This is a genomic window from Nocardia sp. NPDC051787, assembly GCF_040681325.1.
Lineage (GTDB): Bacteria > Actinomycetota > Actinomycetes > Mycobacteriales > Mycobacteriaceae > Nocardia.
The window spans coordinates 218869-241218 of the sequence record NZ_JBFAYO010000005.1 but is presented as its reverse complement, the minus strand read 5'-3'; the positions used below and the strand labels follow the sequence as shown (position 1 = coordinate 241218).

The following is a 22350-nucleotide window of genomic DNA, read 5'->3' as shown; positions in this document are numbered from 1 at the left end:
GAGAGGAGCTTCGATGTCGCTACCGACCCATGTCCCCGACCGGACCCTGGTCACCGTCTCCGGTGCGCAAGTCCAGGTGCCGGACCCGGATTGCCTGATCCATCTGCAATTCCGCCGATTCGCCGGATGTCCGGTATGCAACGTGCACCTGCGCTCGATCGTGGCTCGCAAGCAGGAGATCGCCGCGGCGAACATTCGCGAGGTGGTCGCCTTCCATTCCAGCGCCGAGGAATTGCGCAAGTACACCGCCGAGCTGCCGCTCGACGTGATCGCCGATCCGAGCCGAGAGCTCTACCGCGAGTTCGGTGTGGAGACCTCGCCTCGCGCGCTGCTCGACCCGCGCGGCTGGCCCGCGATATTGCGCGGCGTGGCCCACGATGCCTGGGCGACGCTCCGTGGCAAGCAGGCCGCGCCGCCTGCCAAGCCCGAGGGCGGCAGTCTCGGATTGCCCGCTGACTTCCTGATCGCTCCCGGCGGACGTGTCCGCGCCGCGAAGCTCGGCGCGCACGTCTACGACCAATGGTCGGTAGACGAATTGCTCGCGCTCGTACCGGCGGTGGAGCACCGTGCATGAAGATCGTTGAAAGGCCTTTTCCGGCAAGGGCATTCGCCTTGCTTTTCGGTGGACTGCTTGCTGGTGCCTTCGGGTATGGAGCGGTCAACGTCCTGTATGCCTTCCGCCGGGTGCCGCTGGCGGTGCGCTTCACCTTCCACACGGCACTGATGAGCGTGAACGGCCTGGTCATGCAATCGCTGATGGGTCTGACCATCCTCAGCACGCTGGTGCTCGCCGTCCGCTCCACCGGCCGGTCACGCCTGCTCGCGGGCGGCGCGGCCGTGCTGGCCGTCGCGGCATTTCTGATCACCCGCCTCGGCAACGTGCCGATCAACCAGCACATCAAGGTGTGGGCCGTCAGTGGCCCTCCTGCCGACTACGCCGAAATCCTCAGCCGATGGGAGGCATTCCACTTCGCGCGCACCGCCTGTGCTCTGGTGGCCTTCCTGCTCGTCGTGCTGACCACCCTGCGCTACGCGAAAGGAGCACGCCCATGATGACCGTCGAACTGTTCGTCTCCGATGACACGCTGACCGCCGAGCGCAAACGATCCCTTGCCGAAGGTATCCTGCGCAACCTGACCACCGAACCCGGTGCACCGGACTCGGTGCTGGCGAAAGCCCGTGAGATGACGCATGTTCTGGTGCGCAGCCCCGAAGTATGGGCGACCGGCGGGTCCGACCTGGCCACCGAGCCTCGCTATCTGGCGCGACTCACCGTCCCGGGAGCATGGGCAGGCAACAGCGAATTCGGCAACCATGTGATCCCCCTGATCACGAACGCCATCGCCGAGTCCGAGACAGATCCGCACCGACTGACCCGGGAGCCGCACTGCGTGGTCCAGATCGTCGGCCTGCGCGAACACAACGTCGGCACTTTCGGCCGGCCGCTCAGCATCACCCAGATCACCGAACTGATGACCGAGGAGTACCGGGCCTCCGGCGAGCGCGCCGAAGCTCCGGAGGGCTACGCCCTCGACCCGATCTGCGGGATGACCGTCGAGCTGTCCACCGCCCGCTTCACCCTCACCCACGACGGCACCGACTACGCCTTCTGCGCCCCGGTCTGCCGCAAGATCTTCGCCGAGGAGCGCGCCGTCCCCCTCTGACGTGTGTCAGCAGAGCTGTCGACAGCGGTCAGGGGAGCAGCGATCCGGGATCGATCGTGAACTCGAAAGGACTGCGCAGGGTGACCGCGTCACCAGCGGCCACCCGGCGCGTCAGCTGGTAGGTGCGGTCGGCCCCGAGTTCGTGTGCGAATAGAACGGGGAGAGACTCGCCTGGCAGCTGCCCTTTGAACGGGTTGGGCTCGAACCGCCAGTAGTTCGGGATCCCTGCCTCCGCGTAAACCACGGGCTTGACCATGCGGTCTTGCAACGTGGTAGACCTGGAAACGACCTCTACCACGAGTTCTACCTGATGGGCAGGGACCCCCCGCGCGTCCAATTCGATCGAGTCGGCAACCACCATGAGATCGGGTATCGGCTCGTCGTCACCGATCAGTACCCCGACGCCTTCCAGCACGAGGAGATCTGCTGGCAACCCCGCGTCGAGCGCGCGCCCCAGCCATCTGATCAGCAACTGATGCCGAGGCTTCGGCGCGGCATTCACGACGAGCTGACCGTTCAACACCTCGTAACGCAATCCATCGTCGGGTATGCGGTCGAGGTCGGCAGCCGTCCAGCTGTCGGCACGAGGAACCGGCATCGCCATGGAATCCACCTCCAACCTCGTCGAACGACGGCGAAGGCCCCCGATTCTGTTCGAGTCTAACCGAATCACCGAGACGAACTCGATGGATGAATGAGCTCATTCGGCTGCGGACTCCGTATCACCCAGTAGGGCCGCCAGCTGCGGATATGGGTGCGCAAGTGGGTATCTTCACGCATGTCTGCGTAGGGCCGCACCGGTGAGGCTTGTGTCATCAGTCGCAAGCAGGAGGTCGACGATGCAAGCAGTCGATGATGGTGTGAAGCAAGTCCGGACGGTACGCGGCTCATGCGCGCCGGATCGTCGGCCGAGTCGGTCACGCATCCTCGAGCGGTGCGTGCCGACGGCGGCCGCACCCGGCAGGAACTCCACGTACGGCGACAGGTGATCCGAGATGGCTGATATGCGCCGGATCGAAGTCGACGGAATGTGCGTGTCGTGGCGTTTGTCGCAGAATCATCATATTTCGATCGTCGCCGTGCACAATGCATCCGAGGCCACGGCGATCGTGTCCTTCGGCCCCGAGATCTATCCGGATCTCGCGCAAGCACGAGAACTTTTTCCGGACTTGGCGAATTTGTGGGACGCGGTGCGCCGCGACTTCTGGAAAGAACTCATTCCGACCCGCCGGAAGTCGCCGACACAGAAAACGGACACGATCTCAGGATGCACCTAGGACACTGGTGTCGCAGGTGCGTCCGCAGCGAGAAGCGACTGCCGCAGAAGCCAATGGGATAAAGCCGCGGAGTGCGCCTCCGTGCTGCCGCGCTCCGGAAACAGCCCGTCCGAGGTGCGGAATCTTCGGATCCACGCCGCCCGGCAACGGCGCCGACGGCGGTTCACAACGACGTGGACCTCGAGATGGGCAATAAACAATACCAGGAGATACGCACGAACAGGTTCACGGCATGACCGACATATATTGCTTTCGATGCGGACGAACATTGCGATCAGAAATGGATCGGTATCGACGCGTGCACATACCCTGTCTCCAGCTGGAGGAACGCGCAAGCGCGCGATTGACTCCGGAAGATTGGACTGTTGTGACCGCTTGGCTCATCCCCGGCAGAAATCACCTCATAGGGGATATGGGAGCCGAATAGAGACGTCGCCGCGCATGCGCCGACCTGCCGGGTAGGAGGTTCGACCGAGCGTCGTTATGCGTCCAGCTGGCGCGGTGGTACGTACGGATCCCGGTCGGATCCATCGGTCGGCCCTTGGACCGGGCCGGAGTGCGGGCCCCGGCCCCGACCGGCATCGAAATAGTCCACCCGCGCTTTCCGGGGGACTAGATTTGAGTCATGGCGCCACGTAAGCCTCGCGTGGTCGGCAACGTGCCGTTCCCGATCACCAGCTTCATCGGGCGGCAGCGGGATATCCGCAAGGTCCGGGAAATGCTCGCGACCGCACGACTGGTCACGCTCACCGGCGTGGGCGGAGTCGGCAAGACTCGGCTGGCCACCGAGGTCGCGTCCGCGTCCCGCCAGTCGTACCCGGACGGAGTGTGGCTGGTGGATCTGTCCCGCGTCGGTGACCCGGACTTGGTGGCGGACGCGGTCGTGACCAGTCTGGGCGTTGTCGATATGTCGAACCGCAGCGCCGAAGAGCAGCTCGTCGACCGCCTCGCCGACCTGCACGCATTGCTCGTGCTGGACAACTGCGAACACCTGGTGGAGACGTCGAGCGCGCTGTGCGACCGCCTGCTGAAATCGTGCGCCGAACTGCGGATTCTGACCACCAGCCGGGAGGCGCTGGGAATCATGGGTGAGCACGTGTACCCAGTCCTCCCATTGTCGATGCCCAGCTCTGGCACGACGATCACCCCGACGGGGTTGACTGCTTTCGAAGCGCCGACACTCCTGCTGGAACGCGCCCGAGCAGTACGTCCGGAACTCACGGTGACCGAAGGCGACATGGACGCGGTCACGAGGGTGTGCCACCGGCTGGACGGTATCCCGCTCGCCATCGAACTCGCCGCGTCCCGACTTCGGTCACTGACGCTGAACGGACTTCTGGAGCGACTCGACGACCGATTCACCCTGCTGACCGCCGACGCGCGGACCGCGGCGCCGCGGCAACGGACGCTGCGGGCGCTGATCGACTGGAGCTACGAGCTGAGCCGGCCGGCGGAGCGGCTGCTGTGGGCGCGTCTGTCGGTGTTCGCCGGAGAATTCACCTTGGCCGCCGCCGAAGGGGTGTGTGCTGATCCCGACCTGCCGCGCAAACAGATTCTGGACCTGATCGACCACTTGGTCGCGCAGTCGATCGTGCTGCTCGCACCGACCGACGGCTTGCCGCGGTACCGGATGCTGGAAACGATCCGCGAGTACGGATGGCACCGGCTGACCGAGCTAGGTGAGAGCGACACCCTGCGAAAGCGGCATTGTGACTACTACCTCGCACTCGCCGAGCGAATCGCCGGGGAGTGGAACGGACCTACCCAGCCGGCCGGTCTGGCCGAGTTACGCACCGAGCACGGCAACCTCCAGGCGGCACTCGACTGGGCGACCAGTGAGCCGACCGCCACACGCGAGGCGCTGGCTCTGGTCACCGCACTGCGCTACCACTGGTGCGCCGATGGGTTCCTCGGAGACGGACGACGATGGATAGACCGAGCACTGCGCAACGCCGACCGGTACAGCCCCGATCGGGTCCCGGCGCTGTGGGTCGCGGCATGGGTGATGCTGCTGCAAGGCGACCACGCCCAGGCCGAGCAGGCACTGGACGAGTGCGCCACTCACGCCGCATCCGTCGCCGACCATCGCAGCATAGGCTGGGTGAACAGCCTCCGTGGCACATTAGCGCTGTTCCGTGGCCGCGTCGCGGACTCCATCTCGACCTTCGAGAGCGTCATCACGGATTACCCCGAAGATGCCGATCTGATTCGGCTGACTCTGTTCCAGCTGGCCATGTCGCAAGCTCATGCCGGTGACCGCAGGGCACAGGCGACGGCGCGGCAGGCGATCCGCTTGGCCGACGAATGCGGCGAACAGTGGAGCAAGTCGTACGCTCTGTGGGCACTCGGCTTCGACCGGCATGTCCACGGCGAGCACGGCGAGGCGGCCGTATCGACCTGCGCCGCGCTCGAGATCCAGAGCCGGTTCAACGACCGGGTCGGTACGGCGCTGATGATCGAACTACTGGCCTGGATCGCCGCCGCAGGCGGCGAACACCGGCGTGCGGCGCGGCTGCTCGGAGTGGTCGGATCGGAATGGCGGCGAATCGGTACTTCGATCGCGGCATTCGGACCCCACCTGGTGGAGCGGCACGACACCTGCGAGCGCACCGCCGCCGCGTCCCTGCCCGAGCCGGTGCGGCGCGCGGAAAAAGCACGCGGCGAAGACCTCGACCACGAACAGGCCATCGCCTACGCGCTCGACCGGCACGAGTGCGCCGCCGCAGCCGCGGAGCAGGAGCACGACGTGCTGACGACACGCGAGCAGCAGGTGGCCGAACTCGTCGCGAAGGGCCTCAGCAACCGGCAGATCGCGGAAAGGCTCGTGGTATCACCACGCACCGTCGACCGGCATCTCGAGAACATCCTCGGCAAACTCGGCTTCTCATCGCGCGCGCAGGTCGCCGCCTGGACGGCGCAAGTGGAGCGAGTGCGGTAGCGCGTGTCGCAAACGAGCGGCTTTCCTCGAACCCGGAACCCGCGCTGCCCCTACTCCGTGATCACGATCGTGATCGCGTCGTCCGCCGCGTCCGTCTGGTCGCCCGGTGCGACGAACCAGTGGGTGACCTCCGCTTCGGCGAGGTCCGCCGCCAGGTCGCCGGTCGGGAGCACCGAGAGGGCGCCCGCGGTAGCGGAGGCCAGGAACTCCAGCGCGGCCGGGTGGCCGGAGGTGGCGGTGGTGTACGTGGTCGACTCGTAGGTGAGCTCGTACTCCTCGCGTACCTGTTCGGCCCGGGCCAGCGCCTCGGACTGGGACAGGGTGACGACCTCGCTTGCCGTGCTGACAACGAACGCCGGGTGCTCTTCGCCGAGCGGGCGTACTCGGTCGGCGTAGGACACGGGGTGCGACGGGGCCTCGGCGAGGTCCTGGCGCACCTGTGGGTCGTCGAGGGCCATCCACCGGATGTCGCTGTCGGACACCGGTTGCCGGGTGATCCCGAATCCGGTGCCCGCGGCGGCCAGCTGCTCCGGTGTGAGGTCGCCCGCGAACAGGCAGGCCGCACCGGCCTTCTGCACCGCCCACGCCGCGACGACCGCGTCCACCGAGCGCGGCAGCGCCACCGCGACGACGTCGCCCGGTCCGGCACCGCGATCGATGAGCAACCTGGCCAGCTGCGAGGAACGCCGATCCAGCACGTGGTAGGCGACCTCGTCGTCCCCGGCCAGCAGCGCGGGCGCCTCCGGGTCCTCCTCGACGACCTCGGCGAGCACCTTGGCCACCGTGTGCGCGCCGACCCGGCCGACCGGCTCCGGCGCGGAAGACGTCGCCGCGACGCCGGATTCGACCAGCAGCCGGGCCCGTTCGTCCGCGTCCAGGATGTCGATGTCGCCGACCAGGGCGTCCGGGTCACCGAGCAGCGCATCCAGCACCCGGACCAGGCGCTGGGCCAGGATCTGGACCTCGTCGGCGGTGAACCGGCTGCTCAGGTACCGCAGGGTCAGCTCGATGGTGGACTCCGCCATCACCAGCAGCGTCATCGGGTAGTGCGTGGCGTCGTTGACGCCGACACCGGTCACCGACATGCCGTCGATCGAGCTGGCGGCCGAAATCGCTTCCTTGTCCATCGGATACGACTCGAACACCATCAACGTGTCGAACAGCGACCCGGTGCCCGCCACCCGCTGGATCTCGGTGAGGCCCACGTAGTGGTGCTCGAGCAGGTCGGCCTGTTCGCGTTGCAGCCGTTCCAGCAGCTTGCCGATGGTCTGGCGGTCATCGATGCGCAGCCGCACCGGCAGCGTGTTGATGAACAGACCCACCATCGACTCGACGCCGGGCAGATCGGCGGGACGGCCGGACACCGTCGCGCCGAACACCACGTCACCGCGGCCGGTGAGACGTCCGAGCAGGATGCCCCACGCCGCCTGCACCAGCGTGTTCACTGTGACGCCGAGTTCGGCGGCGTGCTTGGTGATCCCGCGGGCACGGTCGGCGTCGAACTCGGTGGTCAGCGTGCCGATCTCGTAGTCCTCCGCGCCCCGGGCCTGCGGTGCGAGCTGGGTGGGCTCGGTGACGCCGTCCAGCGCCGTCGCCCAGGCCCGCAGCGAAGCGTCCCGGTCGCGCCCGGCCAGCCAGCCGAGGAAGTTGCGGTAGGAGGCCACCCGCGGCAGCGCGGTCTGATCGCCGCGCACCGCGTACAGCACCAGCAGGTCCCGCATGAGCAGCGGCATGGACCAGCCGTCCAGCAGGATGTGGTGGGTGGTGATGGCCAGGTGCCACTGCTCGGCGTCGCTGCGGAACAGGGTGAACCGCATCAGCGGCGGGGTGGCCATATCGAAGTGCGTGGCCCGCTCCACCGCGACCTGACGCTTCAGTTCCGCGGTCCGCTGCTCGGCGGGCAGCTCGGTGAGATCCACCTCGCGCCACGGGGCTTCGACCCGCTCCAGCACCACCTGCACGGCCTGGCCGTCGGAGTCGGTGACGAACGCGGTGCGCAGGTTCGGGTACCGGTCGATGATGCCCTGGGCCGCCGCCCGCAGCCGCGCCACGTCCAGCGTGCCGCCCAGGTCCACCACGGCCTGCATGGTGTACACGTCCACGGTGGACTGGGTCATCAGCGCGTGGAACAGCAGACCCGACTGCAGCGGCGAGAGCGGCCACACCTCGGTCAGCGCCGGGTAGGTCCCTTCCCACAGCTCGAGGTCGTGCTGCCCCACCCGTACCAGCGGCATGTCCGACGGGGTGAAGCCGCCCGCGTCCGGTCGCCGCGCGTGCGTGGCCAGCGCGGTGAGCGCCTCGACCCAGAGATCGGCGAACTCCTGGACCCGGTCGGCGGTCAGCAGACCCGCAGGGAAGGCGAACGACGCGCTCAGCTGCGGGCCGTCGGCCCCCTCGGTGACGATCGCGTTGATGTCGATCGTCGCGTTGGCGGGCATGTCGAGGTCCATGTCGACATCCAGCTGCCCGAGGTCGGCCACCGGCACCCAGCCGATCTCGGCGAGCTGTTCGGGGATCTCCCCGGCCGACATCCGGCCCAGGTAGTTGAAGCTGATCTGGCCCGACGAGCCGAGGCTCGGCGCGGTCTCCGGATTCAGCTGCCGCAGCAGGCCGTAGCCGATGCCCTTGTCGGGCACCGCGAGCAACTGCTCCTTGACCGACTTCACCACCTCGCCCAGTGCGGCGCCGCCGGCGAAGGCGTCGGCGAGGTCGGCACCGGCCACGTCGAGCCGGACCGGGTAGGCGGAGGTGAACCAGCCGACCGTGCGGGACAGGTCCGCACCGGGCACCACGTCCTCTTCGCGGCCGTGGCCTTCCAGCTTGATCAGCACCGCGCTGTGCTCGATGGCGGCGTCCGCGGGGCCCTGCGTGGTTACGCCGGCTGCCTTCTCCGGGCCCGTCGCTCCCGCCGAACCCTCACCGCGCCAGCGGGCGACCGCCATGGCCAGCGCCGACAGCAGGCCGTCGTTCACGCCGCCGCGGTAGAGGCCGGGGATCGCGGTGAGCACCGCGTCGGTGACCTCGGCGGGCACCGTGACCTCGACCCGCTCGACGGTCGCGAACGTATCGACGGCCGGGTCGAACGGCCGGGAGCCGAGCAACGGATCCGGCGTGGCCGAAACCTGCTGCCAGAACGGCAGTTCCGCGACCCGTTCCGGCGCGCGCGCCGCCTCGACCAGGCTGTGCGCCCAGCGCCGCATCGAGGTGCCATTGGCAGGCAGCGCGACCGGCTGACCCGCGACCAGCTGTGACCAGGCCACCGCGAAGTCCGGGATCAGGATGCGCCAGGACACGCCGTCGACCACGAAGTGGTGCGCGACGATCAGCAGCACATCGCGCCGCTGACGGTGTCCACCGTCGGCGTCCGCGGGTCCCTCCGTGGTTACGCGCGCTGCCTCCTCCGGGCCCGTCGCTCCCGCCGAGAAGGCGAACCAAACGAACTGCGCCATAGCGGCATTCGCCGGATCGAGCCCGCCCATCGCCGTGTCCAGCGCCTCGGTGGCGACCCGCGCCAGCTCCGCGTCGTCGGCGTCGGCGGCCAGGTCGACCCGCCGCACCAAGGCGTCGACGTCGACCGCGCCCTTCGGCAGCGCCTCGAACGTCCAGTCCGCGCCGGTGCGGCGCAACCGCGACCGGAGCACGTCGTGGTGGTCGAAGACCGCCGCGATGGTGCCGACCAGGGTCTCCCGGTCGATGCCGTCGGGCAGCCGCAGCGCCATGGTCTGCGAGAACCGCTGGTAGGACGAGCCGCTCCCGAGAATCTGCCGCATGATCGGGGTCAGCGGGATCTCACCGACACCGCCGCCCGGCAGTTCCTCCAGCCGCGCCTGCTCGGTGCCCACGCCGAACGTGGCGACCTCCGCCAGCGAGGCCACGCTGCGCCGCTCGAACACGTCACGCGGGGTGAACAGCACACCGCGCGCCTTGGCCCGGGAGACCAGCTGGATGGACAGAATGCTGTCGCCGCCGAGCGCGAAGAACGAGTCGTCCAAACCGATCTGCTCGACACCGAGCACTTCGGCGAACACCTCGGCGATGACGGATTCGACCTCGCCTGCCGGCGCGCGGAACTCGCGCGGGGCCAGCTCCGGTTCCGGCAGCGCCTTGCGATCCAGCTTGCCGACCGGGGTCAGCGGGATCTCGTCGATCACCACGATCGCCGTCGGCACCATGTGCGGCGGCAGACTGCGCGAGGCGTACTCGGTCAGCCGCGCCGTGTCGATCTCGCGACCCGGCGTGGCCAGCACATAGGACACCAGAATCGTCGCGCCCGCCGCCGTCTGGCGGCCGAGCGTGATCGCGTACTCGACGTCTTCGTGCCTGCCGAGCACGGTGTCGATCTCGCCCAGTTCGATACGGAAGCCGCGGATCTTCACCTGGAAGTCCGAGCGGCCGACGTAGTCCAGCTCCCAGCGCACCGACGGCAGCGCGGCGTTGCCCGCCCGCGCACCGGGTTCGGCGTACCAGCGCACCACGTCACCGGTGCGGTACATCCGCGCGCCCTCGTCGCTCCACGGGTTGGCGACGAACCGTTCCGCGGTGAGGTCGGGGCGGTTGTGGTAGCCACGCGCCAGCGCGCCACCGGACAGGTACAGCTCACCCGCGACGCCCGGCGGAACCGGGTTGAGGCGGTTGTCCAGCACCAGGGCCGACATACCCCGCACCGGGCGGCCGATGGTGATGTGCCTGCCGGGGGTGAGGGAGGCGTACGACGAGATGATCGTCGTCTCGGTCGGACCGTAGGCGTTGAAGTACTTCCGGCCCGGCCACCACTTGGCGAGCAGTTCCGGCGTGGTGACGTCACCGCCGACGGAGGCCACCTCGAGCGCCTCCATGCCTTCGGGGTCGACCGTGCCCAGCACCGCCGGGGTGATGATCGTGTGCGTCACCCGCTCGGTGCGCAGCAACTCGGCCAGATCCGGGCCGCCGATGATGGTCGACGGCACGACCACCAGCGTGGCGCCGGTGTAGGCGGCACACAGCCATTCCAGCACCGACGGGTCGAAGCTGGGCGAGCAGATGTGCAGGAACCGGTGGTGCGACTCGAGCTGGTACAGATCGGTCGCGACGCCGACCAGGCCGCCCATGCCCGCGTGGGTCACGGTGACGCCCTTGGGCATACCGGTCGAACCCGAGGTGTAGATGACGTACACCGGGTGCCGCATCGCCAGCGAGGAGGTCCGGTCGGCGTCGGTGACCGGCGCGGCGGACTGGCTCTCCACGACCGCACCGAACTCCGGATCGTCCATCCGCAGCCATTCGACCTCGCGCGGCAGCTGGTCCACGTACTCGCTCGCGGTGATACCGATGACCGCGCCGGAGTCGTCGACCATGTGCCGCATGCGGTCTTCGGGGTAGGTCGGGTCGATCGGCACGTGCGCGCCGCCGGCCTTCGCCACCGCCCAGAACGCGGCGACCATCTCGTAGGAACGCGGGAACGACAGCGCCACGATGCGCTCCGGTCCCACACCGCGCGCGATGAGCACCCGAGCCAGGCGCGAGGAGTACTCGTCCAGCTCGCGGTAGGTGATCGAGCGGCCCTGGTAGCGCACCGCGATCTGCTCCGGATCCAGTCGCGCGCCGCGCTGGAGCAGGTCGGGCAGCAGGCCGGTGGCCATGACATCCTCGCCGTGCACGTGCGTGAGCAGGTGGTACTCGGCGGAGTCGAGCAGCGGCAGGTCACCGATCGGGGTTTCCCGGTCGGCGACGATCGCGGTGAGCAGCCTGGTGAAACGCTCGGCGAACACCCGCACGGTCTCGTCGTCGAACAGGTCGCGCGCGAAGGAGAACTCCGCGTACATGCCCGCGTCGTCGGGGTTCTCCCCCGCTTCGCGGATGGTCAGCGAGAGATCGAACTTGGCCGTGTCGACGTCGAAATCGACCGCGCCGACGTGCAGTCCGGGCAGCTCGAAGCTGCTCTCGGGCAGGTTCTCGAACGACAGCGCCACCTGGAACAGCGGGTGCCGTGCGGTGGAACGCTCGGGGTTGAGCAGCTCCACCAGCCGCTCGAACGGCAGGTCCGCGTGCGCGAACGCCCGCAGGTCGGCGTCCTTGGTCCGGGCCAGGAACTGGCCGAAGGTCAGGTCGCCGTCCACGTGCGAGCGCAGCACCAGGGTGTTGACGAACATGCCGATCACGTCGTCGAGTTCGGCTTCGCCGCGGCCCGCGATGGGGGTGCCGATGGCGATGTCGTCGGTGCCGGACATCCTGGCGAGGAACAGCGCGAGCGCGGCGTGCACGACCATGAACAGCGTCGCATTCTGCTCCCTGGCGATCTCGGTGAGCATGCGGTGCAGCTCGCCCTCGATCGGGAACACCACGCGCCCGCCGGCGAACGACTGCGTGGTCGGGCGTGGCCGGTCCGACGGCAGGTTGAGTTCGTCGGGCAGACCGGCCAGCGCGGCGCGCCAGTATTCGGCCTGCTGCGAGATCAGGCTCTCCGGGTCGGTCTCGGAGCCGAGCACGTCGCGCTGCCAGAGGCTGAAGTCGGCATACTGCACCGGCAGCGGCGACCAGCCCGGTTCCACCCCGGCCGAGCGAGCGGCGTAGGCCAGCATCACGTCGCGGGTCAGCGGGCCCATCGACCAGCCGTCCGCGCTGATGTGGTGCGCGACGAACACGAGGACATACTCGGTGTCCGCGACGCGGAACAGCTTGGCCCGCAACGGAATCTCGGTGGTCACGTCGAATCCGGCGGAGACCACCTCGACGATCCGATGCCGGATGTCCTCGGGCGCAATCGCTTCCGGCGTCAGGTCCGGCACGGCCCGCTCGGCGGGCACGATCACCTGATGCGCCGTGCCACCCTGCTCGGGGTAGATCGTGCGCAGGGTCTCGTGCCTGGCGATCACGTCCGCGACGGCCGACTGCAGCGCGGCGACGTCCAGGTCTCCGGTCAGGCGCACGGCCACGGGGATGTTGTTCACCGCTGATGCGGTGTCGAACTGGTTGAGGAACCACATCCGCTGCTGCGCCAGCGACAACGGAACCCGCTCCGGGCGCGGACCGGCCACCAACGCGCGACGCCCACCAGCGCCCGCATGCTGCTCGACCTTCGCGGCCAGACCGGCGACGGTGGAGGCTTCGAACAGCACGCGCACAGGGACACGAGCATCCAAAGCCGCGCCGATCCGCGCCGCGACCTGCGTCGCCAACAGCGAATTACCGCCGAGGGCGAAGAAGTCGTCGTCGGCACCCGCACGCTCGATGCCCAGCACGTCGGCGTATACCGAGGCCACGATCTCCTCGATCGGAGTCGAGGGGGCACGGAACGCCTGAACCTCGAACTCCGGCTCCGGCAACGCCTTACGGTCCAGCTTGCCGTTGACGTTCAACGGCAAAGCATCCAGCACCACGAACGCCGACGGCACCATGTATGACGGCAGACCAGCGGTCAGCGCGGACTTCACCCGCGCCACATCGACACCCGCATCGGCGTCGGCAGCTACCAGGTAGGCGACCAAACGATCACCGGTCTTGGGATCGGACTTCGCGATCACCGCCGTCTGCGCGACCTGCGGCAACGCCAACAAAGCAGCTTCGATCTCACCCAACTCGATACGGAAACCACGAATCTTCACCTGGAAGTCCGTACGCCCCCGGTACTCGAGTTCACCATTGGTGTTCCACGCGACCAGGTCACCAGTGCGATACATCCGCCCGCCAGGCTGGAAGGGGTTGGCCACGAACCGGTCCGCGGTCAGGTCGGCGCGACCGAAGTAACCCCGCGCCAGCTGTGCGCCCGCGAGATACAGCTCACCGGAAACACCGTCCGGGACCGGCCGCAACCGGGAATCCAGGACATAAACCTGGCTGTTCCACTCCGGCGCACCGATCGACACCGACGTCTCGTCGGCCAGGGTGACCCGGTGGCTGGTGATCGACACCGCCGCCTCGGTCGGACCGTACAGGTTGAACAGCTCAGTACGCGGATACTCCCGCAGCAACCGCTGCGCCACCGAACCCGGCAGAGCTTCACCGATCGCCAACACCCGCCACAACGAATTCGGCATCCCCGCCGTCAACAAAGCGTCGAGCATCGACGGCACCACGTGCAGCGTGGTCACCCACTCTCGCGCCATCAACTCGTTCAAGTACGCCGGATCCCGATGACCGTCGGGCGAGGCGATGACCAGGCGACCACCGCACACCGCGGCCGACCAGAACTCCCACACCGACAGATCGAACGTCGCCGCAGTCTTCAACAGAATCGCGTCGGCGGCATCGAGACCGAACTCGATGTTCTTCCACTGCAATTGGTTGGCGATCGCACCGTGCGGCACCGCGACACCCTTCGGCCGACCGGTAGAACCGGACGTGAAGATCACATACGCCGTGTTCTCCGGACGCAGTGGCGCGACACGGTCGGCATCGCTGACCGGCGACGCGTCGAGCGCCCCGAGATCCAGTTCATCGACCCACACCACCGGCGCGACATCGGTGACGAACTCGGCGTCGGCATTCGACAGCACACACACCGGTGCCGCCGTCTCGAGAATGTAGCTCGTGCGCTCGGCAGCCTGATCCGGATCCACCGGCACGTACGCGCCGCCCGACTTGGCCACGGCATACATGGCCACGACCAGATCGACCGAACGGCGCAACGCGAGCGCCACCCGCGACTCCGGGCCGACACCGAGCGAAATCAGATGCCGCGCAAGATGATTCACCCGCCGGTCGAGCGCGCCGTAGGTGATCGACTCGCCCTCGTCGGTGACGAGCGCGACTTCGTTCGGCCCGGCCGCGACCGTGGCGTCCAGCAGCGATACCAGCGTGGCGGAGGTGTCCACCATCTGCTCTGTCGCGTTGCGCCCGGAGATCAGCTGGGTCCGCTCAACAGTGCCGAGCAGTTCGAGGTCACCCACCGGAGTGCGCGGCGCGGCGATGATCTCGCCGAGCAAACGCGCGAACCGGTCGACGAAGCCCTGCACCGTATCCCGGTCGAACAGGTCGGTGGCGTAGGTGAAGAACCCGGTGATGCCTTCCGGCTCGCCCGCGTCGTTGTAGCGGTCGGTCGCGATCAGGTGCAGATCGAACTGCGACAGCTCGGTGTCGATATCCAGCCCGGACACACTCAGGCCGGGCAGTTCCAGCGCGGCCTGGGCGAGGTTCTGGAACGACAAGCCGACCTGGAACAGCGGATGCCTGGCAGTCGAGCGGACCGGGTTGAGTACCTCGACCAGGCGCTCGAACGGCACATCCGCGTTGGCGAATGCCTGGATGTCGGTCTCACGCTGACGGGCCAGCAGATCGGTGAACGCCTCGTTCGGATCCACCCGGGTCCGGAAGACCAGGGTGTTGACGAACATGCCGATCAGATCGTCCAGCACCGCTTCACCACGACCCGCCATCGGCGTGCCGATCGCGATGTCGTCAGTGCCGGACAACCGAGCCAGCAACACCGCCAACGCGGTATGTACGACCATGAACAGCGTCGCGCCCTCCGCACGCGCCAGCTCGATCAACGCCTGATGAGTCGAGGCGTCCACCCGCAGCTCGACCTTGCCACCGGCGAACGACTGCACCGCCGGACGCGGCCGGTCCGACGGCAGGTCCAGCTGGTCGGGCAGGTCGGCCAGCGCCTGCTTCCAGTAAGCGACCTGCTTGGACGCCAGCGAATCCGCATCGTCCTCACTGCCGAGCAGCTCACGCTGCCAAATGCTGTAATCCGCGTACTGCACCGCGAGCGGCGCCCAGTTCGGCGCCTCGCCCGCCGACCGCGCGGCGTAGGCGATCATCAGGTCCCTGGTCAGCGGGCCGACCGAGGAGCCGTCACCGGAGATGTGGTGCACGACCATGGCCAGGACGTAGTCCACCGAGCCGTCCGGCGCGGCCTGCGCGCCATCGGCGATCTGGAACAGCGCGACCTTCACCGGCACCTCGGTGGTGACGTCGAAGATCGTCGAGGTCAGCGCCACCACGGCGGATTCGATCTGGTCGGGCGCGACCACCCGCACCTCCAGCCGCGGCACCGCTTGCGCGGGCGGCAGGATGACCTGGACCGGACCCGAATCGGTCTGCGGGTAGACGGTGCGCAGGATCTCGTGCCTGCTCACCAGGTCGGCGATCGCGGCACGCAGCGCGGCCACGTCCAGCGAGCCGGACAACCGCACCGCGATAGGCACGTTGTAGGCCGCCGACTGGGTATCGAACCGGTTGAGGAACCACATGCGCTGCTGCGCCAGCGACAGCGGAATGTGCTCCGGCCGCGGTCCCGCGGTCAGCGCTCGGCGACCGCCCAGGTCGGCGTGCTGCTCCACGCGCACCGCCAGCGCGGCGACGGTGGAGGCCTCGAACAGCAGGCGCACCGGCACCCGGGTGTCGAGCGCCTCGCCGAGGCGGGCGGCGACCTGCGTGGCCAGCAGCGAGTTGCCGCCCCAGGCGAAGAAGTCGTCATCCAAGCCGAGCCGCTTGCCTGCGCTGTTCCCCCGGTCGCTACGCTCCTGCCCGCCGGGGGCCCCTTCGCGATCGGAGATCCGCAGTACCTCGGCGAAGGTGTTCGCCACGATCTGCTCGATCGGCGTGACCGGAGCGCGAAACACCGCCTTTTCGAAGGTGGGGCGCGGCAGCGCCTTGCGGTCCAGCTTGCCGTTCGCGTTGAGCGGCAACGCGTCCAGCTCGATCAGCACCGACGGCACCATGTACGACGGCAGCTCGGCCGACAGCGCGGATTGCAGGGCACGCTTGTCCAGCGCATCCGTCGTCCGGGGCACCACGTAGGCCACGAGGCGGTCGCCGATGCTCGGATCGTGGTGCGCGACGACGGCGGCCGCGCTCACCGTGGCCTGCCGCAGCAGCGCGGCCTCGATCTCGCCGAGCTCGATACGGAAACCACGGATCTTCACCTGGAAGTCGGTGCGGCCCCGGTAATCCAGCTCGCCGCCGGCGTTCCACGCCACCAGGTCGCCGGTGCGGTACATCCGCGTGCCGGGCGCGCCGAACGGATCGGCGACGAACCGGTCCGCGGTCAGTTCGGGACGGCCGAAGTAGCCGCGCGCCAGCTGCGCGCCCGCCAGGTACAGCTCACCCGAGACGCCGACCGGCACCGGCCGCAGGCGGGAGTCGAGCACGTAGACCCGGCTGTTCCACTCGGGCGCGCCGATCGACACCGCTGCCTGGTCGGCATCGGTGACCAGGTGGCTGGTGATCGACACCGCCGCCTCGGTCGGACCGTAGAGATTGTGCAGTTCCGCGAAGTTGTTGTGCCGCAACCGCTGGGCGGTCGAGGCGGGCAGGGCCTCACCGATGGCCAGCACCCGCCGCAGCGACGTCGCCAGGCGGCCACCGGATTCGGTGAGCAACGCGTCCAGCATGGACGGCACCGCGTGCAGGGTGGTGACGCCGGTGGCACCTATCAGTTCGTTCAGGTACGCCGGGTCGCGGTGCCCATCGGCGGACGAGATCACCAGGCGGCCACCGGATGCCGCGGCCGACCAGAACTCCCACACCGAGAGGTCGAACGTCGCCGCGGTCTTCAGCAGCACCGCGTCATCCGCGCCGAGCCCGAAAACGCTCGTCTTCCATTGCAACTGGTTGGCGATCGCGGCGTGCGGGACCGCGACGCCCTTCGGCTGACCGGTAGAACCGGACGTGAAGATCACGTACGCGGTGTTCGCCGGGACCAGCGCGCCGCCCCGCTCCGCGGCGGTCACCGGGGTGTCCGCGTACTCGGCGAGGTCGAGGGCGTCGATCTGCACGATGTCGGCCACGGACGTGCGGAAGCCGTCGCGTCCGGTGGTCAGCACGCACACAGGCTGAGAGATCTCCAGGACGTACTTGGTCCGCTCCACGGGCTGATCGGGATCGATCGGCACGTACGCCGCACCGGATTTCGCGATCGCGTACATGGCGACCACGAGATCGCTGCTGCGGCGGATCGCCAGCCCGATCCGATCCTCCGGGCCGACGCCGCGGCCGATCAGGTACCGCGCCATGCGGTTGACCCGCGCGTCCAGCTCGGCGTAGGTCAGCTCCTGCTGACCGGTCGGCTCGTCGGCGACCAGCGCCACCGCCCGCGGCGTCGCGGCCACCGTGGCGTCCAGCAAGGACACCAGCGTGGCGCTCGTATCGACCGCGTGCTCGGTCTCGTTCCACGCGGTGAGGATGCGCTCGCTCTCCTGCGGCGCGAGCAGGTTGATCTCGCCCACCCGCACCGTGGCGTCGGCCAGCACGGCGTCCAGCACCCGCAGGAAACGGTCGGCGAAGCCCTGCACCGTGTTCTCGTCGAACAGGTCGGTGGCGTAACCGAATTCGGTGATGACCTCGGCAGGGGTGCCGTCCTCGGCGTACCGGTCGTACAGCGTGACGTGCAGGTCGGTCTTGGCCAGCTGAGAGTCGAAGTTGACCGGATTCACCGTGAGCCCGGGCAGCTCGAAGGTGGTCTCGGCCAGGTTCTGGAACGACAGGCCCACCTGGAACAGCGGGTTGCGCGCGGTCGAACGCACCGGGTTGAGCACCTCGACCAGGCGCTCGAACGGCACATCAGCGTTGGCGAACGCCTCCAGGTCGCGTTCCTTGACGTCGCCGAGCAGATCGGCGAAGCGTTCGGCGGGCTGCACCCGGGTGCGGAAGACCAGGGTGTTGACGAACATGCCGATCAGGTCGTCGAGTTCGCGTTCGCCGCGACCCGCGATCGGGGTGCCCACCGCGATGTCGTCGGTGCCGGACAACCGAGACAGCAGGACCGCCAGCGCCGCGTGCACCACCATGAACAGCGACGCGTTGTGCGCGCGCGCCAGCTCGTGCAGGCGGGCGTGCCGTCGCGGGTCGATCTCGAAGCGAATCGCCTTGCCCTGGAACGACTGCGCGGGCGGGCGTGGCCGGTCGGCGGGCAGCTCCAGCTGATCCGGCAGGTCGGCCAGCGCCGTCTTCCAGTACGCCACCTGCTGCGCGGCCAGCGATTCCGGATCGTCCTCGGACCCGAGCACCGAACGCTGCCACAGCGCGTAGTCGGCGTACTGCACCGGCAGCGGCTGCCACTGCGGCGCCTCGCCCTGCACGCGGGCCACGTACGCGGCCATCACGTCGCGCGCCAGCGGACCCATCGACGAGCCGTCGGCCGCGACATGGTGCACCGTGAACGCCAGCACATGGTCGGCTGTATCCGATTCCGCCCTACTCCCACCCGGGATGATACGGAACAGCGCCACCGCCAACGGCACCTCCACGGTGACGTCGAAGGTGGTCAGCGCGAAGCCGATGACGGTGCCGAGCAGATCCTCCTCGGCGACCTCGATCGGGGTGAGCGCCACCGCGGACTGCGCCGCGGGACGGATCACCTGGTGCGGCCCCTCCGCCGAGCGCGGATAGGTGGTGCGCAGCACCTCGTGGCGGGCGAACACGTCGCTGATGGCCTGCTCCAGCGCGGTCAAGTCGAGCGTGCCGGACAGCCGGACGGCGAGCGGGATGTTGTCCACCGCCGAGGTGGCCGTGTCGAACTGGTTGAGGAACCAGTACCGCTGCTGCGCGGGCGAGAGCGGGATACGCGCCGGGCGCTCCCCCGCCTCCAGGCTCGGCCGGTTGCGGCCGGATCCGGCGTTGCGCTCGACCCGGGTGGCCAGGGCCACCACGGTGGACGCCTCGAACAGGTCGCGCACCGCCAGGCGGGTGTCCAGCGCGGCACCCAGCCGCGCGGTCACCTGGGTGGCCAGCAGCGAGTTGCCGCCGAGCTCGAAGAAGTCGTCGTCCAGGCCGACCCGCGCGACGCCGAGCACGTCACCGAAGGTGCCCGCGACGATCTCCTCGATCGGAGTGGACGGCGCGCGGAACACCTTGGCCTCGAACACCGGCGCGGGCAGCGCCTTGCGGTCCAGCTTGCCGGAGGCGTTCAGCGGGAACGCGTCCAGCACCACGAACGCCGAGGGCACCATGTACGCGGGCAGCTCGCCGCCGAGTTCCGCGCGCACGGCGTCGATGTCCACCGAACGGCCCGCGGCCGCGATGACGTACGCCACCAGCTGGTCGCCGAGCCGCTCGTCCGAGCGCACCACGACCACCGCTTGCACGATCGAATCCAGCGCCGTGAGCGCCGACTCGATCTCGCCGAGCTCGATACGCAGACCGCGCAGCTTCACCTGGAAGTCGGTGCGGCCCAGGTATTCCAGTTCACCCTTGGCTGTCCACGTGACCAGGTCACCGGTGCGGTACATCCGCTCACCCGGCGCACCGAACGGATCGGCCACGAAACGATCCGCAGTCAGGTCAGGGCGGGCGACGTAACCACGAGCCAGTTGCACCCCCGCGAGATACAACTCACCCGCAACACCAACAGCCACCGGATGCAACCGCGAATCCAACACATACACCTGCGTGTTGAACACCGGAGCACCGATCGGCACCGACACCACGTCGTCCTCGGTCACCTCGTGGAAGGTGACATCCACCGCGGCCTCGGTCGGGCCGTACAGGTTGTGCAACCGGGCGCCGGTGAGCTCCTGCATCCGCTGCGCGGTGGCCGCGGGCAGGGCCTCACCGGAGGCGAAGACGTTGCGCAGGCTGGTGCATTCGTCAGCGCGTTCCTCAGCGGCCGTCGCATCCAGCACAGCGACGAAGACCGAGAGCATCGAGGGCACGAAGTGCGCCGTGGTGACGTGCTCGGCGGTGATGACCTGCACGAGGTAGGCCGGGTCGCGGTGGCCGTCCGGCTTCGCGACGACCAGTCGCGCACCGATCTGCAAGGGCCAGAAGAACTCCCACACCGACACGTCGAAGGTGGCCGGGGTCTTCTGCAGCACCACGTCGGTGCCGTCCAAGTCGTACTCGTCCTGCATCCACACCAGGCGGTTGACGATCGCCGCGTGCGAGACCGCCACACCCTTCGGGCGGCCGGTCGAACCGGAGGTGAAGATCACGTACGCGATGTTCGACGGACGCAGCGGCGCACGACGGTCTGCGTCGGTGACCGGCGCGTCCGAGTAGTCGGTCAGCGACACCACGTCGATTTCGATCGCCGGGGTCGTCCCTGCGTCGAACCCGTCGCGCGAGGTGGTCAGCACGCACACCGGACGGGCGGTGTCCAGCACGTACCGGGTGCGATCGGCCGGATGATCCGGGTCCAGCGGCACATACGCGCCACCGGCGACGCTCACCGCGTACATGCCGACCACCAGATCGATCGAGCGGCGCATACCGAGCGCGACCATCGCGTCCGGTCCGACGCCCAGCGCGATCAGGTGGCGCGCCAGGCGGTTCACCCTGGCGGCGAATTCGGCATAGGAGAGACTTGTCCCCTCGAACGTCACTGCCGGCGCGTCGGGGGTCCGCTCGACCTGTGCGGCGAACATCGAAACCAGCGTGGCGGCCGGGTCGACCGGGTGCGCGGTGGCGTTCCACCGCTCGACGACGTCGGCGCGCTCGACACTGTCGAGCAGCTCGACGTCCCCGATGACCACGGACGCATCCTCGGCGACCGCGGTCAGCATGCGCACCAAGCGCTGCGCGACGCCCGCGATGGTATCGACGTCGAACATGTCGGTCGCGTAAGCGAATTCGGCGGTCATGCCGTCGGCCGCGCCGTCGGCGTCGAACCGGTCCGCGAGGTTGAGGTGCAGGTCGAACTTGGCGGTCACCACGTCCAGCGGCACACCGGCCACGTCGAGCCCGGGCAGTTCGAACACGGCCTCGCCGGTGTTCTGGAACGACAGCATCACCTGGAACAGCGGATGCCGCGCCTGCGACCGCGCCGGGTTCATGATCTCCACCAGCCGCTCGAACGGCAGGTCCGCGTGCGCGAACGCCGCGAGATCGGTGTCTTTGGTGCGCTGCGCCAATTCGGTGAACGGTTCCGCGGGATCGACGGCGCTGCGCAGCACCAGCGTGTTGACGAACATGCCGATGGCGTCGTCGAGCACTGCCTCGCCGCGGCCGGCTACCGCGGTGCCGATGGCGATGTCGTCGCTGCCGGACAGCCGGGCCAGCAGCGCGGCGAACGCCGCGTGCACCACCATGAACAGGCTGGCGCCGTTCGCGCGGGCCAGCGCGTTCAGCTCACGCATGAGCCGCGCGTCGAGCGAGAACTCGTACACGCCACCGCGGTTGGACGCCACGGCCGGACGCGACCGATCGGACGGCAGATCCAGCTGCTCGGGCAGACCGGCCAGATTGCGCGACCAGAACGCGACCTGCTGGGCGATCAGCGAGCCCTGATCGCTCTCGGAGCCGAGCGTTTCGCGCTGCCACAGCGCGTAGTCGGCGTACTGCACCGGCAGCGGAGCCCAGCTGGGCGCCTCGCCGCGGGAGCGTGCCGAGTAGGCCACCATCACGTCGCGGGCCAGCGGCCGCACCGACCAACCGTCGCCGGAGATGTGGTGCACCACGAACACCAGTACGTGCGTGTCGGGCTGCGAGCCGTCCATCGAGCCCGCGATGCGGAACAGCCGCGCCCGCACCGGGACCTCGGTGGTGACGTCGAAGCCGGTCAGCACCAGGTCGCTGATCCGCTCCTGGATCTCGTCCTCGGACACCTCGACGGGGG

Annotated in this window: 7 protein-coding genes (1 of these 7 only partly in view); 5 read left to right on the top strand and 2 right to left on the bottom strand. The window is 68.6% G+C overall.

Going from position 1 to position 22350, the window contains the following annotated elements:
• Positions 1 to 13: 13 nt before the first annotated feature.
• Genes AB0M45_RS07630 through AB0M45_RS07620 form a run of 3 tightly spaced genes read left to right on the top strand, consistent with a single transcriptional unit; the run spans position 14 to position 1664 of the window.
• A complete protein-coding gene (locus AB0M45_RS07630) occupies positions 14 to 574 on the top strand; it encodes a peroxiredoxin-like family protein (RefSeq protein WP_364324003.1) in 561 nt (186 codons plus the stop codon).
• On the top strand, positions 571 to 1053 hold the full coding sequence (locus tag AB0M45_RS07625) for a DUF1772 domain-containing protein (protein WP_364324001.1): 483 nt from the start codon (positions 571 to 573) through the stop codon (positions 1051 to 1053). Before AB0M45_RS07630 ends, AB0M45_RS07625 begins: the two co-directional genes overlap by 4 nt.
• On the top strand, positions 1050 to 1664 hold the full coding sequence (locus AB0M45_RS07620) for an ATPase (RefSeq protein WP_364323999.1): 615 nt from the start codon (positions 1050 to 1052) through the stop codon (positions 1662 to 1664). The genes AB0M45_RS07625 and AB0M45_RS07620 overlap by 4 nt, the downstream gene beginning before the upstream one ends.
• Positions 1665 to 1692: 28 nt before the next feature.
• Here the strand turns inward: AB0M45_RS07620 and AB0M45_RS07615 are convergent, their stop codons facing one another.
• Complete coding sequence (locus AB0M45_RS07615; protein ID WP_364323997.1) at positions 1693 to 2268, bottom strand: Uma2 family endonuclease; 576 nt, start codon at positions 2266 to 2268, stop codon at positions 1693 to 1695.
• 400 nt (positions 2269 to 2668) lie between these two features.
• Here AB0M45_RS07615 and AB0M45_RS07610 point away from each other — a divergent pair, with 400 nt between their 5' ends.
• Positions 2669 to 2941, top strand: coding sequence for a hypothetical protein (locus AB0M45_RS07610; protein ID WP_364323995.1), 273 nt, complete (start codon positions 2669 to 2671; stop codon positions 2939 to 2941).
• 625 nt (positions 2942 to 3566) lie between these two features.
• On the top strand, positions 3567 to 5879 hold the full coding sequence (locus AB0M45_RS07605; RefSeq protein WP_364323993.1) for a LuxR C-terminal-related transcriptional regulator: 2313 nt from the start codon (positions 3567 to 3569) through the stop codon (positions 5877 to 5879).
• Between the two features lie 50 nt (positions 5880 to 5929).
• Here the strand turns inward: AB0M45_RS07605 and AB0M45_RS07600 are convergent, their stop codons facing one another.
• Positions 5930 to 22350: the 3' portion of a non-ribosomal peptide synthase/polyketide synthase gene (locus AB0M45_RS07600; protein ID WP_364323991.1), read on the bottom strand. Its footprint extends 27541 nt past the window's final position; only the last 16421 of its 43962 coding nucleotides appear in the window; the start codon falls outside the window, past its right edge; it ends in the stop codon at positions 5930 to 5932.

Bases quoted from the DNA above. Each gene is read 5' to 3' on its own strand.
- AB0M45_RS07630 (WP_364324003.1), top strand. From the start codon at position 14: ATGTCGCTACCGACCCATGTCCCCGACCGGACCCTGGTCACCGTCTCC.
- AB0M45_RS07625 (WP_364324001.1), top strand. From the start codon at position 571: ATGAAGATCGTTGAAAGGCCTTTTCCGGCAAGGGCATTCGCCTTGCTT.
- AB0M45_RS07620 (WP_364323999.1), top strand. From the start codon at position 1,050: ATGATGACCGTCGAACTGTTCGTCTCCGATGACACGCTGACCGCCGAG.
- AB0M45_RS07615 (WP_364323997.1), bottom strand. From the start codon at position 2,268: ATGGCGATGCCGGTTCCTCGTGCCGACAGCTGGACGGCTGCCGACCTC.
- AB0M45_RS07610 (WP_364323995.1), top strand. From the start codon at position 2,669: ATGCGCCGGATCGAAGTCGACGGAATGTGCGTGTCGTGGCGTTTGTCG.
- AB0M45_RS07605 (WP_364323993.1), top strand. From the start codon at position 3,567: ATGGCGCCACGTAAGCCTCGCGTGGTCGGCAACGTGCCGTTCCCGATC.